The organism is Arenimonas fontis (genome assembly GCF_008386465.1).
Lineage (GTDB): Bacteria > Pseudomonadota > Gammaproteobacteria > Xanthomonadales > Xanthomonadaceae > Arenimonas > Arenimonas fontis.
Genome location: NZ_VUOD01000007.1, coordinates 32,860 through 47,171 on the forward strand (window position 1 = coordinate 32,860; position 14,312 = coordinate 47,171).

Annotated in this window: 13 protein-coding genes and 1 tRNA gene; 10 read left to right on the forward strand and 4 right to left on the reverse strand. The window is 69.3% G+C overall.

All coding sequences use genetic code 11. The annotated features are described in order from the left end of the window. Positions 1 to 98: 98 nt before the first annotated feature. The 6 genes from F0415_RS09660 to F0415_RS09685 all read left to right on the forward strand — a co-directional run bounded on the left by F0415_RS09660 (position 99) and on the right by F0415_RS09685 (position 4,535). Positions 99 to 1,013, forward strand: a complete 915-nt coding sequence (locus F0415_RS09660) for an HNH endonuclease (protein WP_149861015.1) — start codon at positions 99 to 101, stop codon at positions 1,011 to 1,013. Between the two features lie 3 nt (positions 1,014 to 1,016). Further along, positions 1,017 to 1,364, forward strand: coding sequence for a nucleotide pyrophosphohydrolase (locus F0415_RS09665; protein ID WP_149861016.1), 348 nt, complete (start codon positions 1,017 to 1,019; stop codon positions 1,362 to 1,364). A 99-nt stretch (positions 1,365 to 1,463) separates the two neighbouring features. After that, positions 1,464 to 2,102: a nucleotidyltransferase domain-containing protein gene (locus F0415_RS09670; protein WP_149861017.1), complete on the forward strand. Its 639-nt coding sequence runs from the start codon at positions 1,464 to 1,466 to the stop codon at positions 2,100 to 2,102. A gap of 92 nt (positions 2,103 to 2,194) precedes the next feature. Continuing rightward, on the forward strand, positions 2,195 to 2,500 hold the full coding sequence (locus tag F0415_RS09675; protein ID WP_246149933.1) for a hypothetical protein: 306 nt from the start codon (positions 2,195 to 2,197) through the stop codon (positions 2,498 to 2,500). Positions 2,501 to 2,562: 62 nt separating this feature from the next. Next, positions 2,563 to 3,744, forward strand: coding sequence for a 2-methylaconitate cis-trans isomerase PrpF (gene prpF, locus F0415_RS09680; RefSeq protein WP_149861018.1), 1,182 nt, complete (start codon positions 2,563 to 2,565; stop codon positions 3,742 to 3,744). Between the two features lie 101 nt (positions 3,745 to 3,845). Continuing rightward, the gene (locus tag F0415_RS09685) at positions 3,846 to 4,535 is read left to right on the forward strand and encodes an SDR family oxidoreductase (protein ID WP_149861019.1); all 690 of its coding nucleotides are present in this window, start codon (positions 3,846 to 3,848) and stop codon (positions 4,533 to 4,535) included. Here the strand turns inward: F0415_RS09685 and F0415_RS09690 are convergent. Then, a complete protein-coding gene (locus F0415_RS09690) occupies positions 4,498 to 5,331 on the reverse strand; it encodes a hypothetical protein (RefSeq protein WP_149861020.1) in 834 nt (277 codons plus the stop codon). The genes F0415_RS09685 and F0415_RS09690 overlap by 38 nt on opposite strands. A gap of 137 nt (positions 5,332 to 5,468) precedes the next feature. Here F0415_RS09690 and F0415_RS09695 point away from each other — a divergent pair, with 137 nt between their 5' ends. Continuing rightward, a complete protein-coding gene (locus F0415_RS09695) occupies positions 5,469 to 6,314 on the forward strand; it encodes a hypothetical protein (RefSeq protein ID WP_149861021.1) in 846 nt (281 codons plus the stop codon). A 378-nt stretch (positions 6,315 to 6,692) separates the two neighbouring features. Here F0415_RS09695 and F0415_RS09700 read toward each other — a convergent pair. After that, positions 6,693 to 6,769: transfer RNA gene (locus F0415_RS09700), tRNA-Met, on the reverse strand. 140 nt (positions 6,770 to 6,909) lie between these two features. Between F0415_RS09700 and F0415_RS09705 the strand changes: the two genes are divergently transcribed. The 3 genes from F0415_RS09705 (at position 6,910) to bfr (ending at position 8,676) form a co-directional block, all read left to right on the forward strand. After that, entirely contained in the window at positions 6,910 to 7,488 is a 579-nt protein-coding gene (locus F0415_RS09705; RefSeq protein WP_149861022.1) for an RNA pyrophosphohydrolase, read from the forward strand. A gap of 216 nt (positions 7,489 to 7,704) precedes the next feature. Further along, on the forward strand, positions 7,705 to 7,905 hold the full coding sequence (locus F0415_RS09710) for a (2Fe-2S)-binding protein (protein WP_149861023.1): 201 nt from the start codon (positions 7,705 to 7,707) through the stop codon (positions 7,903 to 7,905). A 300-nt stretch (positions 7,906 to 8,205) separates the two neighbouring features. Beyond that, a complete protein-coding gene (gene bfr / locus F0415_RS09715) occupies positions 8,206 to 8,676 on the forward strand; it encodes a bacterioferritin (protein ID WP_149861024.1) in 471 nt (156 codons plus the stop codon). A 132-nt stretch (positions 8,677 to 8,808) separates the two neighbouring features. Here bfr and F0415_RS09720 read toward each other — a convergent pair whose 3' ends face one another. Next, entirely contained in the window at positions 8,809 to 11,400 is a 2,592-nt protein-coding gene (locus F0415_RS09720) for a hybrid sensor histidine kinase/response regulator (protein ID WP_188310355.1), read from the reverse strand. Beyond that, complete coding sequence (locus F0415_RS09725) at positions 11,400 to 14,225, reverse strand: EAL domain-containing response regulator (protein ID WP_149861026.1); 2,826 nt, start codon at positions 14,223 to 14,225, stop codon at positions 11,400 to 11,402. The genes F0415_RS09720 and F0415_RS09725 overlap by 1 nt, the downstream gene beginning before the upstream one ends. Positions 14,226 to 14,312: the final 87 nt, after the last annotated feature.

Here is a 14,312-nt window from a genome sequence, read left to right on the forward strand (position 1 = left end):
AGGGGTTGGGGAGAGGGGGACAGGGGATTGCTACCACGGCCCACCGCTCCGATACTGCATCCCGCATTCACTCTGGCACGTCTGGCAGGGGTTAGTGCATGCGTTTCTGGTGCGGCGTCACAGACAACAGCTGGTACAAGTTCCTGTCCAGCTGCGACTGCAGGGAGGTGAACTTCTGGCAGCCAGGCTCTAGGGTGCCGCCGATTGCGAACATGCCGGCTGGCACCCTGTTCCTGTTCAAGCTGAGGGCGCCCTACCACCACATCGTCGGAGGTGGCCACTTCGTCAGCTACACACGGCTGCCGCTGGTGTCCGCTTGGGAGGTCTTTGGCGAGCAGAACGGTGCACCGAGCTTGTCCGAGTTCCTGAAGCTGATCACGTCGCTAAGGAACGAGCCGACTGACTTCAATACAGAGATCGGCTGCACAGTACTTACTGGCGTGTTCTATCTACCGAAGGAGAGATGGATTGAGGCGGGGGACCGCTTCGCCAAGAACATCATGGTCGGCAAGACCTACGATGCTGAAGCCGCAGATGGCGCCAGCATCCTCTCGGAGCTGAGAACGGCCGCATCGGATCACGTCCTCGATGTTGCGTCGAAAGAAGAAGAGCGCTTTGGTCGTCCTTTCCTCCAGCGCGCCCGCTTGGGGCAAGGATCATTCCGTACTTTGGTCATTGACGCTTACAAGCGACGATGCGCTATCACCGGTGAGCACACACTCCCGGTTCTAGAGGCTGCCCATATCCTCCCGTATGCCGAGCAGGGCCCCCATCAAGTGAGCAACGGCCTGCTTCTGCGCTCAGATTTCCATAAACTCTTCGACACTGGCTTGGTGACCGTTGAGCCGGACCTCAAGGTGCGGGTGAGCGGACGGATCCGTGACCGATACTTCAATGGCAAGGCGTATTACCGCCTGCATGGCCAGACCTTGGCCTCTTTGCCAGAGGATCCCATCGACATGCCTAACCCCGCCTTCCTTAGGTGGCACAACGAGAACAGGTTCGTGGAGTAGCACATGATCAGCAAGGAACTGCTCCAGAAGCTTCTTGAGTTCCGTCGCGAGCGCGACTGGGAGCAGTTCCACAACCTGCGGACACTCTCCACTTCGATCGTCCTGGAGGCGGCAGAGTTGGCGGAGTTCTCACAGTGGGCAAGGGACGATGAGCTTTCCGGAATCGTTCGCGAGCGCAAGCAGGAGATAGAGCAGGAGATCGCTGATATCGCCATCCTGCTCAGCATGCTGGCTCACGATCTTGGGGTGGACATCGAGCAGGCGGTTGCCAGGAAGCTCGAGATCAACAGGCAGCGATACCCTGCCGACAAGGCCCGGGGGACAGCGAAGAAGTACGACAGGCTGGATTGAGGGGTTCGGCTGGAGTTTTTTCCCTCCACCGGCCCCTTTCCCGCAAGGGGAGGTGGGAGGGGGTTGTAGATACCCATTTTGGGCACTAACATGCCCGAAATGGGCACGAAGGCGAACAATCGGGTCAGTGAGGCCGCCGCGGCCTACGCGCGGGCCAACCTGTCCGATGCGCTGTTCACGCAGACGCAGCAGCGCGTCCTCGCGCACCTGTTCGGCCAGCCGGGCCGGCGTTACGGCGTCAGCGAGCTGATCCAGCTCACCGGCGCCGGCAGCGGCGCCGTACAGCGTGAGCTGGCGCGCCTGGCCGGTAGCGGCGTGTTGAAGGTCGAACGGCAGGGCAACCAGAAGCTGTACTCGGCCAATCCGCAGTGCCCCATCCACGACGAGCTGGTGTCCATCGTCCGCAAGACCTTTGGCCTGGCCGAGCCCTTGCGGGAAGCGCTGGCACCCTTGGCCGACCGGCTGCACGCCGCTTTCGTCTACGGCTCGGTGGCTAGGGGCGCGGATACCGCCAGCAGCGACATCGACCTGTTGCTGGTGTCGGATTCGCTGGGCTATGCGGAAACGATGGCGGCGCTGAGCCCGGCCATCGCCGCGCTGGGCCGGGAGATCCATCCGACCCTCTACACGCGTGAGGAACTCTCCCGCAGGCTGCGGGAGAAGAACCCCTTCATTACCAAAGTGACGGCGCAGCCCAAGCTCTGGCTGGTGGGAAGTGATGATGTCCTCGCCGCTTGAGAACCTCGCCAGCGTGGGTCAACTGATCCCGGAGCCTGGCGATGAGGCGGAGATCAGCGGCCTTGTCCGCTCCGGCAAGGCCAGACTGGCCGATGCGGCGAATCCCGCTGTCGTTGGAATGCCGCTTCGACCTGGCCTACAACGCCGCGCATGCGCTGTGCCTGGCTGCCCTGCGAATGCGCGGCTATCGTGCACAGAGTCGCTACATCGTCTTCCAGGTGCTGCCCCATACCCTCGGGCTCGGCCCCGAGGTCTGGCGCGTACTGGACCAGGCGCACAACCGGCGCAACCTGTCCGAGTATGAAGGCCATGTCGATGTGGAAGAGCGCCTGGTCCTCGACACCATCGCAGCCTGCCAGTGCGTGGCCGACATGCTGGACACGGTGCCGGACTCCTGACCGCAGTGCTATCCGCCCAAACTCACCACCGAACCATCCAGCGAGCAACGACCGGAAAATCCATGTCCCCACCAATACAACTCCGCATCCCCGCCACCTACATGCGCGGCGGCACCTCCAAGGGCGTGTTCTTCCGCCTGGAGGACCTGCCCGAAGCCGCGCGCGTACCTGGCCCGGCGCGTGACGCGCTGCTGATGCGGGTGATCGGTTCGCCCGATCCCTATGGCAAGCACACCGACGGCATGGGCGGCGCCACCAGCAGCACCAGCAAGTGCGTGATCATCGGCAAGAGCACGCAGCCCGGCCACGACGTGGACTACCTGTACGGCCAGGTCTCGATCGACACCGCCTTCGTGGACTGGAGCGGCAACTGCGGCAACCTCAGCACTGCCGTCGGCCCCTTCGCCATCGCCAACGGCTTCATCGGGAAGGAACGGCTGCCGAAGGACGGCGTTTTCCCGGTGCGCATCTGGCAGGCCAACATCGGCAAGACCATCGTCTGCCACGTGCCCATCCGCGATGGCCAGGTGCAGGAGCTGGGCGATTTCGAGCTCGACGGCGTCACCTTCCCGGCCGCCGAGATCGTCCTGGAGTTCATGGACCCGGCCGAGGAGGGCGAGGACGGTGGCGCCCTGTTCCCCACCGGCAACCTGGTGGACGAACTGGACGTGCCGGGCGTGGGCCGCTTCCAGGCCACCATGATCAATTCCGGCATCCCCACCATCTTCGTGCGCGCTCGCGACATCGGCTACACCGGCACCGAGCTGCAGCTGGATATCAACAACGACCCGGCGGCTCTGGCCCGCTTCGAGACCATCCGCGCCCACGGCGCCGTGCGCATGGGCCTGATCAAGGACGTGTCGGAAGCGCCGAAGCGCCAGCACACGCCGAAAGTCGCCTTCGTCGCCCCGGCCACCGACTACGTGGCCAGCAGCGGCAAGCACATCACCGCCGCCGACATCGACCTGTGCGTGCGCGCCCTCAGCATGGGCAAGCTGCACCACGCCATGATGGGCACCTGCGCCGTGGCCATCGGCACCGCCGCCGCCATCCCCGGCACCCTGGTGAACGAGGCGGCCAGCGGCGGCCAGCGCCAGGCCGTGCGCTTCGGTCACCCCAGCGGCACCCTGCGCGTCGGCGCCGAGGCCGAATGCCGTGAGGGCCAGTGGGTGGTGCGCAAGGCCATCATGAGCCGCAGCGCCCGCGTGCTGATGGAGGGATGGGTGCGGGTGCCGGCGTCTTGAACCCGATGCCGGCGCACGCTGCGCCGGCGCGCGAGGGCGCTCCATCCGGCCGCCGTGGCGTCTCGGTTACCATGACGGCCCACGTTCCACTGGAGTCCGCCATGTCCCTCACCGGCAAGAAGATCGCCGTCACCGGCGCCTTCGGTGCCCTGGGCACCGCCGTCGTGCAGGCCCTGGTCGCCCAGGGCGCCAAGGTCGCCGCCCTCGACCACGCCGAAGCGCCGCGCAAGCCGGCCGAACTGGCCGGCGCCAGCCTGCACGGCGGCGTGGACCTGGGCGACGGCGGCGCGGCCAGGGCGGCGCTGGCCCGCATCGCCGGCGATTTCGGCGGCCTCGACGGCTTGGTCAACATCGCCGGCGGCTTCGCCTGGGAGAAGGTGCAGGGCGGCGCACTCGAGACCTGGGACGCGATGTACCGGATGAACCTGCGCACCGCCGTCTCCGCCTGCATGGCGGCGCTGCCGCATCTGCAGGAGGGCGGCCGCATCGTCAACATCGGCGCCAACGCCGCCACCCGTGGCGAACTGGGCAAGGGCGCCTACGCCGCCTCCAAGGCCGGCGTGGCCAAGCTCACCGAATCGCTGGCCGAGGAGCTCAAGGAGCGCGGCATCACCGTCAACGCCCTGCTGCCCAGCATCATCGACACCCCGGCCAACAGGCGCGACATGCCCGATGCCGACTTCAGCCGCTGGGTGAAGCCGGAACAGCTGGCCGCGACCATCGTCTTCCTGCTGTCGGACGAGGCCAGCGCGATCACCGGGGCGCTGATCCCGGTGCTGGGGCGGGTGTGATCCCGGTGGCGGCCGCTTGCCGCGCGGCATGCTCGTCACCAAGCAGTGCGTCCAGATACTGGCCCCAGGCGTCGCGAAGCCGCAGCTGGATGCCACATTGCGCGGCCGGCAGGGCGGCGGAAAGGTCGGGCGGGTAGCAACCAGGCCTTGAGCCCTCCAGCCCGCCAGGCCAGGCCCGCAGGTGCGGCCTTCCCAGGCGGCGGGCGTGATGGTTGGTGAAGGCATCGGCGCGTTCCAGCAAGGCGCGGAAGTCCGGCGATACGGCCTCCTGGCCATCCGCGGGCGGGCGTCGCCGGACCAGGTCGAGCAGCATGCCGGCGACGCAATGGTCGAGCGGCTCGAAACAGGTGATTCGCAGCGCTGCCTCGGCGCCGGGGGCCAGCAGGGCGAGCGTGCGCGCATGGGCCTGCAGCCCGACCGCCGGACCCGACGGGGCCGGCCCGAACTCCGCCCGCCAGTCGGTGCCGCCGGCCAGCACCCTTTCACGGATGTCGCCGCCGGCCAGGTGGGCCAGCAGGGCGCGTTGCATCTCCGTGCCGGCAATGTGGCGAGGGCTCGGGCGCGGACGCGCACGGTCGGCCATCAGGAATGCGCACAGAGCGCCCGGATCGATCAGCCGGCGGGTCCGTCCCAGGTGTTCATGGAGGAAACGCACCGGCACGGGCCACGGACCGGCGGGAATGCCCAGGGTTTCGGCGATGTCGCCGGGCAAGCGGTAACCCAGCCAGCTTGGCCGGCCGTCCACGCCGGCGGGTCTGCAGATGACCGGGAGGTCCAGGTAGTCTTCGTCGCGCATGAGATGTTCTCGCGCCGTGGTGTCCCCGGCGCCTGTCGTGGACGGACGCCGGTCGCCGTCAGTATCGCGACTGCCGTCTCGACGGCTGAGACGGCGGCGTGGCGACAATCGGCAGCGGGTCCTGCCGGAGTACGTCAATGAAGGCGATCTACAGCGAGCGGATGAATGCGCCCATGCAGGCCTTGTCGCCGAGTGCGGCCAAGCCGGCGGCGGTCATGGCGGCTTGGCGGGCCGAGTGGCCGGCCCTGGAAGTGCGGCCGCCGCAGCCGGTCACGGTGCAGGAGCTGTGCCTCGCCCATGAGCGCAGCTTCGTCGAGGACGTACTGGCCGGGCGCCGGCCCAACGGCTTCGGCAATCGAGACCCGGCGGTGGCCGCCAGCCTGCCCTGGACCAGCGGCGCCTTGTTGAGCGCGGCGCGCTGGGCATTGGATGGCGCCGGTATCGTGGCGGCGCCGGTGTCGGGTTTCCATCACGCCGGCTGGGACAAGGCGGCCGACTTCTGCACCTTCAACGGCCTGATGGTGACGGCCCTGGCGCTGAGGGCCGATCGCCCGGGCCTGCGCGTGGGCATCCTCGATTACGACTACCACTACGGCGACGGTACCGAGGACATCCTCGACCGCGTCGGCCGCGAAGGCATCACCCATATCACCGCCGGCGAAGAATGGATGTATGGCTGCGATCCCCAGGCCTTCCTGGCCCAGGTGGAATCGGATGTGGCGCGCCTGGCCGATACCTGCGACGTCGTGCTCTACCAGGCGGGCGCCGATCCGCATGTGGACGACCCGCTGGGCGGCTTCCTCGACACGGCGCAGATGGCCATGCGCGACCTGCAGGTGTTCTCCGGGCTGCATTCGGCGGGCGTACCGGTAGCCTGGGTGCTGGCCGGCGGTTACCAGGAACCGTTGCAGAAAGTCGTGCAGCTGCACGTGAACACGATGCGGATGGTGGCGGAAGTGATGGGGCTGCAGTCGCGGCCATGACCGGCGGCGTCCGGCGTCACACGAACATGTGCGTCCTGAACCGCCCCGCCTTTACCGGAGGCTCATTCCGTTGAGAGGATTGAGCAATGAGAAAGGCAGCGAAGTTTTCCCCGGACGTTCAGGAGCGGGCGGTTCAAATCCTGAGCCGCCACGATTCTGTCGTGGCGCCCTCGGGGAGGGATTTGAACTTCTCGCGAAGTTGCCGGCGGTAGCCATGGGCGAAAAGTAGCAAGAGTCCGCAGGGGTGTTGACCCACATCCATGCGGGCATGTCTGCCCTACGTCGGCATACCCAGTGAAGGAATGGGTCGGCCAGGCAGATCTTCTGCCCAGGGCGCTGCCCGGAAACGAAAAACCCGCCAATCGGCGGGCTCGGAAGTGGTGGCTATGGGTGGACTCGAACCACCGACCCCAGCATTATGAGTGCTGTGCTCTAACCGGCTGAGCTACATAGCCACGGGTGCTGTCCGGGGCGGACAGGGCCGCGAATTTTCGGCTCTCCCGGCGGCCCTGTCAATTCGGCCGGGCCGTCGCGCTTGTGGTGGCGCGCGGGCCTGTGGCAGGCTGGCCCGCAGTACAGCATTGGAGTCCGTCCCGTGGTGGATCCGGACGGTTACCGCCCCAACGTGGGCATCGTGCTGATGCACGGCGACGGCCGGGTGTTCTGGGCCCGGCGGGTCAGCCGTGACGGCTGGCAGTTCCCCCAGGGCGGCATGAACTCGGACGAGACGCCCCTGGAAGCCATGTACCGCGAGCTGCGCGAGGAGGTCGGCCTGGAGCCCCGGCACGTGGAAGTGCTGGCCAGCACCCCGGGCTGGCTGCGCTACCGGCTGCCCCGGCGCTGCATCCGCCACGGCAACCGGCCGGTGTGCATCGGCCAGAAGCAGGTCTGGTTCCTGCTGCGTCTCACCGGCGCCGAGGATGATGTCCGCCTGGACCTGAGCGAGAAGCCGGAGTTCGACTCCTGGCGCTGGGTGGATTTCTGGTACCCGGCCCGGCACGTGGTCAGCTTCAAGCGCGAGGTCTACCTGCGCGCGCTCTCGCACCTGGCGCCGCGGGCCCGAGACGTGGCCGGCCAGGCCGCGGTGCCGGAACCGGCCGAGGAACTGCGCCCGCGGGCCATGCGCGCCGGCCACCGCCCGGCCTTCCGGCGGCCGTTGCGGACGGGCGGCTGATTTCCCCGCGGCGGGCCGAAGCCGATCCCCGGCTCGCCCCGGCGGGTCAGGGGCCCGGCAGTCCCGCCAGTCTGGAGCCCGGCAGCCCTGCCCGGCGGGCCAGTCGCCCGCCCGCCTGAACGTTTGCCCGCCTCCGGCCAGGCGCTCGGCCATCCGGTGTTGACAAGCATTCTCATTTCGGGTCGAATGCGAACCGTTCCCATTACAGGCGGTTCCATGTACGTCTGCATTTGCCACGGCGTTACCGACCAGGACATCCGCGAGGCGGCCGGGGCCGGCTGCGCCTCCGTGTCCGAGCTGGCCATGCGCACGGGCCTGGGAACCGGCTGCGGCACCTGCGGCGAGTTGGCCGGCGCCCTGCTGGCGGAAGCCCGCGGTCGCAACGAGTTCCCGCTGCCGGTGCTGGCGGCGGCCTGAGCCGCACAGGGATCCGGGACATCACTCTCTCTCCGTAATCCCCTCTCCCCAACCCCCCCCCACAAAGGGAGAGCGGCTTCGTGTCGTTCCTCCCCTCTCCCCTCGCGGCAGAGGGGCCGGCGGCCTGGTCGCGCGCCGGCGTGCCGGCTCCTCCCCTCTCCCCTCGCGGCAGAGGGGCCGGGGTGAGGGCCCCGCAAACGAGAACGCACCCGATTGGCAAACGCGAGCGATTGCCTTTACGTCATCGGCTGCGCGATCGGGCTAGGCTGCTCCCACGTCAAGCACGCAAGGAGGCCCGCCATGAAAGGTGACGCCCAGGTCATCACGCACCTGAACAAGGCGCTGTACAACGAGCTCATCGCCATCAACCAGTACTTCCTGCATTCACGGATGTACGGCAACTGGGGCCTGAAAGAGCTGGCCGAGCACGAGTACAAGGAATCCATAGACGAGATGAAGCACGCCGATCGGCTGATCGAGCGCATCCTGTTCCTGGACGGCCTGCCCAATCTGCAGAACCTCGGCAAGCTGCTGGTCGGCCAGACGCCGCGCGAATGCCTCGAGTGCGACCTCAAGCTGGAACAGCAGGCCGTGCCCGACCTGAAGGCCGGCATCGCCCATTGCGAGCAGGTCGGCGATTACGTCTCGCGCGAACTGCTGGTGGCCATCCTCGAAAGCGAGGAAGAGCACATCGACTGGCTGGAAACGCAGCTGGACCTGATCGGCCGGGTGGGCGAACAGAACTACCTGCAATCCAAGATGGGCGGCTGAGATACCCTTCCTCGCCCAGGGTCCCGCGCGCGGGATCCGGCATCCCTGCGATCACGCCCGCGCGCGGCGTGGACTCACGCCGTCCGGGCGGCCCGGTATCGTGCCGGGCCTGGCCCGCGGGCGGCGCGACGCTCAGCGCAGCAAGCCGCGCAGCGCCTGCTCGGCGCGGCGGAACTCCGACTCCAGCACCGCCACCGCCACCGCCGGCCGAGGCAGCACGCCCTGGCGGGCACCCAGTTCGATACGTTTGGCCGCGGCCGACAGGGCCATGGCGCCGAGGTTGGCGCTGGCCGACTTCAGCGTGTGCGCCGGCGCCACCATGGCGCTCATGTCGCCGGCCGCCGCCGCCGCTTCCAGCGCGCGCACGTGGCCGGGCGCATCTTCCAGGAACAGGCGCACCAGACTCAGGTACTCGGCGCCCATCACCGACCGCAGTTCATCCACCACGTCGGCGGCCAAGACCGGCGGTGGCGGCGGGGGAACATCGGCGGCCGTAGGCGGGGTGGCCGGGGCGGGTGCCGCTGCCGGTGCCCGGAGGGGCGGCGCGGCTGTGGATCGCACGGCCGATGCCGGCGCAGGGCGGGGTGGCACCGGCGCGGCGGCAGGCGCAACGGGTCGGGGTGGCAGCGGGCCGGCGGCTCCGTCCGGCCGCGCCTGGGGCACCGGCGCGGGCGCTGCCTGCGCGGGTGCTGCGGGGCGGACCGCAGCGGCCGGACGTGCCGCCGCCGGCCCGGCCGGCATGGTCATCGCGGCCGGTGCCGGGGTCGGCAGGCTCGCCGGCGGCGCGCCGGCATGGCGCTGGCTCAGCCAGCGGGCCACGGTGGCCTCGAGCAGGCGGCGGTCCACCGGCTTGCTCAGGTAATCGTCCATGCCGGCGTCCAGGCATTTCTGCCGGTCGCCGGCCATGGCGTTGGCGGTCATGGCGATGATCGGCAGGCGCGGCAGGTTGTTGCTGACTTCGTATTCGCGCCATTCGCGCGAGGCGGTGTAGCCGTCCTTCACCGGCATCTGGCAGTCCATCAGCACCAGGTCCAGATTGCCCTGGCTCATGCGTTCCAGGGCCTTTTCGCCATTGTCGGCGGTTTCGCAGTGCAGGCCCAGCAGGCCGACCAGGCGCTGGGCCACCATCAGGTTGACCGGATTGTCCTCCACCAGCAGCACGCGGCCGCGCAGCTTGCCGGCGGCGGCTCGGGCCTGGGCGTCGGCGATGGATGGAACGGCCGGCTCCGGGCTGTGCTCCTGCATCGGGATCTCCTCGGTGGCAACGGCCCGGGTGCCGGCCTGCGCGGCCAGGAAGCTGGTGAGCGACGAACGCAGTTCGGACACGCCGGTGACCCGCGGCAGCATCATCGAATGCGGCGCCTGCGACAACTCGGCCGGCACGGTCTCCTCGCCGTGCAGCCAGACCAGGCGCAGATCCTCGAGCTCGGGGGTGCGGCGCAGGTTGCGGTGCAGGGCGATGGCGGTGGAACGCACGCTGTTGAGGTCCACCAGCAGCAGGTCGAAGGCCCACGTGGCGCCGCGGCTCAGGGCGGTGCGCAGGCGGGTCAGGGCGTCCTGGGTGGTTTCGGTCAGGGTCAGGGTGGCGCCCCATTCCGGCGCCGCCTGGGTGAGGCGCTGGCGCAGCGCCTGATCGGTGCTCAGCAGCAGCACCCGGGCGCCATTGAGGTCGGTGCGCTGGCCCTGGATGTCGCCGGCGGCCTTGAGCAATGGAATCTCGAACCAGAAGGTGGAGCCGCGTCCGGGCTGCGATTCCACGCCGATGCTGCCGCCCATCAGGTCAACGATGCGCTTGCAGATCACCAGGCCCAGGCCGGTGCCGCCGTACAGGCGGGTGGTGCTGGCGTCGGCCTGGCTGAAGGCACGAAACAGCCGGTCGGTGCCCTCCCGGGGGATGCCGATGCCGGTGTCGGCCACCTCGAAACGCAACTCGTGCTGGGTGCGGCCCTCGCCGCGCCGGGTCACCGACAGGGTGACCGAGCCGCGCTCGGTGAATTTCACCGCATTGCTCAGCAGGTTGGTCAGCACCTGGCGCAGGCGCACCGGGTCGCCGCGCACGGCCAGGCGCACGGCCGGGTCCATCTGCAGGCTCAGGCGCAGGCCCTTGCTCTCGGCCGGCTTTTCCATCAACCGGATCACCGAGTCCAGCAGCTCGCGCAGGTTGAAGCTGGTGGTCTCCAGGGTGACCTTGTTGGCCTCGAGCTTGGAGTAGTCGAGGATGTCGTCCACGATCCGCTGCATCTGCCGCGCCGAGGTGTAGGCGGTGCGCAGGATCTCCTGCTGGTCCGGTTGCAGGCGGCTGCTCATCAGCAGGTCCAGCATCGGGATGATGCCGTTGAGCGGGGTGCGGATCTCGTGGCTCATGGTGGCCAGGAACTCGCCCTTGGCCATCATCGCCGCCTCGGCGGCCTGCTTGGCCTCGGTCAGCTCCCGCTCCAGGCGGCGGTGCAGGGCCAGCTCCTCCTGCAGGGCGCTGACTTCCCGCACCCGTTCGCCGCTGTGCTGCGCGGCTTCCTCCAGCGCCTGATTGCGCATCCGGAAGGCGCGCCAGAGCCCGGCGATTCCGGCCACCGCCAGCAGGGCGGCCACCAGGGCGATGGTCTGCCATAGCCAGTTGTCGCTGAAATGGCCCATGGCCGCGGCGGCGGCGGCGCCGGCCGCGCCGGCGATGGCCAGCCAGCGCACGATCAGGGCGTCGTTGGGATTGGGAGCGATCCTTCGCATCAGAGTACGGCCTGCTGGAAATCGAAATCCATGTCGGTGTCGGCCTGCTGCACCAGATTGCCCTGGATGAAGTCGATGCCGCTCATCCACAAGGTCGCGGCCGCCTGCGGATCCTCGACGCCGTGGCCGATCACTTCCAGGCCGTGCCGGTGGCATCGCTCGATCAGCACCCGCAGTTCGTCGCGCACCGGTTGCGGCAGGACACTGGCAGTGTACTTGCGCGCCAGCTTGACGAAACCCAGCGGCAGCCGGTCCAGCAGGCTTTCCGGTTCGCGGCCGGCCTCGAACTGGCTCAGGCAGAACTGCACGCCGTCGTCCAGCATGCGGTCGCAGAACTCGCGCACGGTGGCGGCGTGGACGGCGGCGTCCTCGAGCCGCAGCTCGATCACCAGCGAGGTGCCGGGCACGTCGTGCGCCGCCAGCTCGGACTTCAGCCAGGCCGCCTGGCCCGGGTCGGCCAGGGTCAGCGCCGACTGGGTGACGAACAGGCGCAAGGGCTTGCCTTCCGCGCGGCGCTGCCGGATCAGCTTCAACGCCGCGGTCAGCACCCAGCGGTCTATGTCGAGGATGAAATCGCCGCGCTCGGCCAGCGGCACCACCTCGGCCGCCGGCAGCAGCTTGCCCTCGGCGTCGCGCAGGCGCAGCAGCACCTGGTACTGGCTGTCGTCGCTGCCTGCCACCGCCACCACCGGCTGGTAATGCAGCTCCAGCCTGTTCAGGGCGATGGCCTCGCGTATCTGTTGCACCAGCGAGGCTTCACGCGCGGCTTCGCTCGGTTGCGCCGGCTCGTGGCTGCGCACGCCCTTTTCGCTGGTGCGGGCTTCGCGGGCGGCGCGCTCGACGGCGTTGAGCACCGCGGCGGCGTCGGCCAGACGGTGTTCGAAGGCGCAGATGCCGACCGAGACGCGCAGGCGCAAGGGATGGCCGTGCACGTCGAAGGGGTGTTGTACCAGGGCGCCGCGCAACTGGCTGGCCAGCGTCTCCAGGCCGGCGCCGTCGCGCTGCTCGTCCAGCAGCAGATAGCTGCCGTCGCCGAAGCGCGCCACCGGCGTGTCGCCGGCACGCTCGGCCACCATGCGGCCGACCTGGGCCAGCAGTTGTTCCAGCGCGGTCAGGCCCAAGCGGTCGCGCAGCAGGTTCACGCTCTCGACTTCCAGGAACAGCACGCCGCCGGGTCCGCCCTGGCCGCCGGCCAGGCGGGCCTCCAGGCGTGCCATCAGTTCGCCGCGGTCGTGCAGGCCGGTGGCCGGGTCGCGGCCATGGCGCGAGCCACGTCGAGCCAGCGTGGCGCGATGACGCTGAATGCGGTTCTGCACGGCGGCGATCAGGTGGCGTGGACGGACCGGCTTGGCGATGAAATCGTCACCGCCGGCTTCGAGCACGTCGAACTGGCGATCCGGATCGGGTTCCCCGGACAGGAACACGATCGGCGTGTCCAGGAAACCGTCTTGCTCGCGGATCAGCACCGTCAGCTCGATGCCGTTGGCATGCGGCATGTGCAGGTCCATCAGCACCAGGTCAGGCTGGAACTCGTTGAGCACGGCCAGCACGTCCAGCGAGTCCAGCACCACCCGGGTCTCCATGCCGGCATTGCGCAGGATGCCCTCGGCGAACAGCGCCTGGCCGCGGTCGTCCTCGACGATCAGCACGCGGTAGGGCTCTTCCGGGCCCGGCTGCAACAGTTGCGCCAGGCGGCGCAGCACGTCCTGGGCGCCGTCGGGTTCGATCACCAGCGCATCCACGCCGGCGCGCTGGGCCGCCAGGCGCAGGTTGATGTCGTCGGTCTCCGAGAGGGCCACCAGCAATATCCGGTGCGGGCCGCGCTCGCGGGCCTGGCGCACGGTTTCGCCGATCGCCTCCAGCCGGCTCTGGAAGGCCGCATCCACCAGGGCCAGGTGGGCGGGCAGGGCGCCGAGCAGCTCGTGTAGTTCCTCGGCGCTCTCCAGCAGCTCCACTTCGTAGCCGAGCGCTTCCATGCGCTGGTCCAGTTCCAGCGACAGCGGGCCATGGTCGGTCAGGTGATAGACGCGCAAGCCGTCCACCGGGGCCGGCGGCGCCGAGGCCGGCGGTCGCGGCACCGGGCGGGGCGGGGCGGGCTGCGCGGCCGGCCTGGGCGCGCGCGCCGCATCGGCCACGGGTCTGTGAGCAGGAGCCGCTGCGGCCTGAGCAGGCGCGGCCGGAGCAGGCGCGGTCGGAGCAGACGTGGCCGGAGCAGACGTGGCCGGAGCAGACGTGGCCGGAGCAGGCGCGGGATTGGTGCCGGCCGTCGTCCCGTTCCGCGCTTCCGGACCGGCTTGGGCGCCAGTCTTGCGGACGGACGCCGCCGGCGCGAGCTCCGCTTGCGTGGACGGCCTGGCCCCGGCCGGTCCGGCAGCGGCCCTGGCCGGCGGTGGCGCGTCGTCGCCCCAGCGGCGCCAGTAATGCGCCGGCGGCGTTTCCGCCCGCCGCAGGGTCTGCGCCTGTTGCCCCGGCGCGGCCGGTTCGGCGGCGACCTCGGCCAGCATGGGCACGGCCTCGCCTATCTCTTCTATCAGGCGCCAAAGACGCTCGCCCAGGGCGGGATCGGGGAGTTCCTGGTCGCGCAGGGTCTGGGCCAGCAGTCCGTGCAGATGGCCCAGGTGCTGGCCGGCCTCGTCCAGGCCATGCCGCTGGCAGGCGGCGCCCAGCCAACGGGCGTCGTCGTGGATCAGGGCCAGGCCATTGATGTCCCAGCCATCCTGGAGGAAGCGGTGCAGACGCCGGCCGATCAACTCCACTCGCCGGGGCAGGTGGCGCAGGAAGGCGTGGCGGTGGTCGGCGAGCCGAGACTCGTCGTGCGGATTCATCGCGGTTCCCCCGGTCTTGGCCGGATTATGCCCCCCGACCGGGAGACTGTCAGTGCGGCCGGGCTCATCCCCGAAGCCAACGCCGGC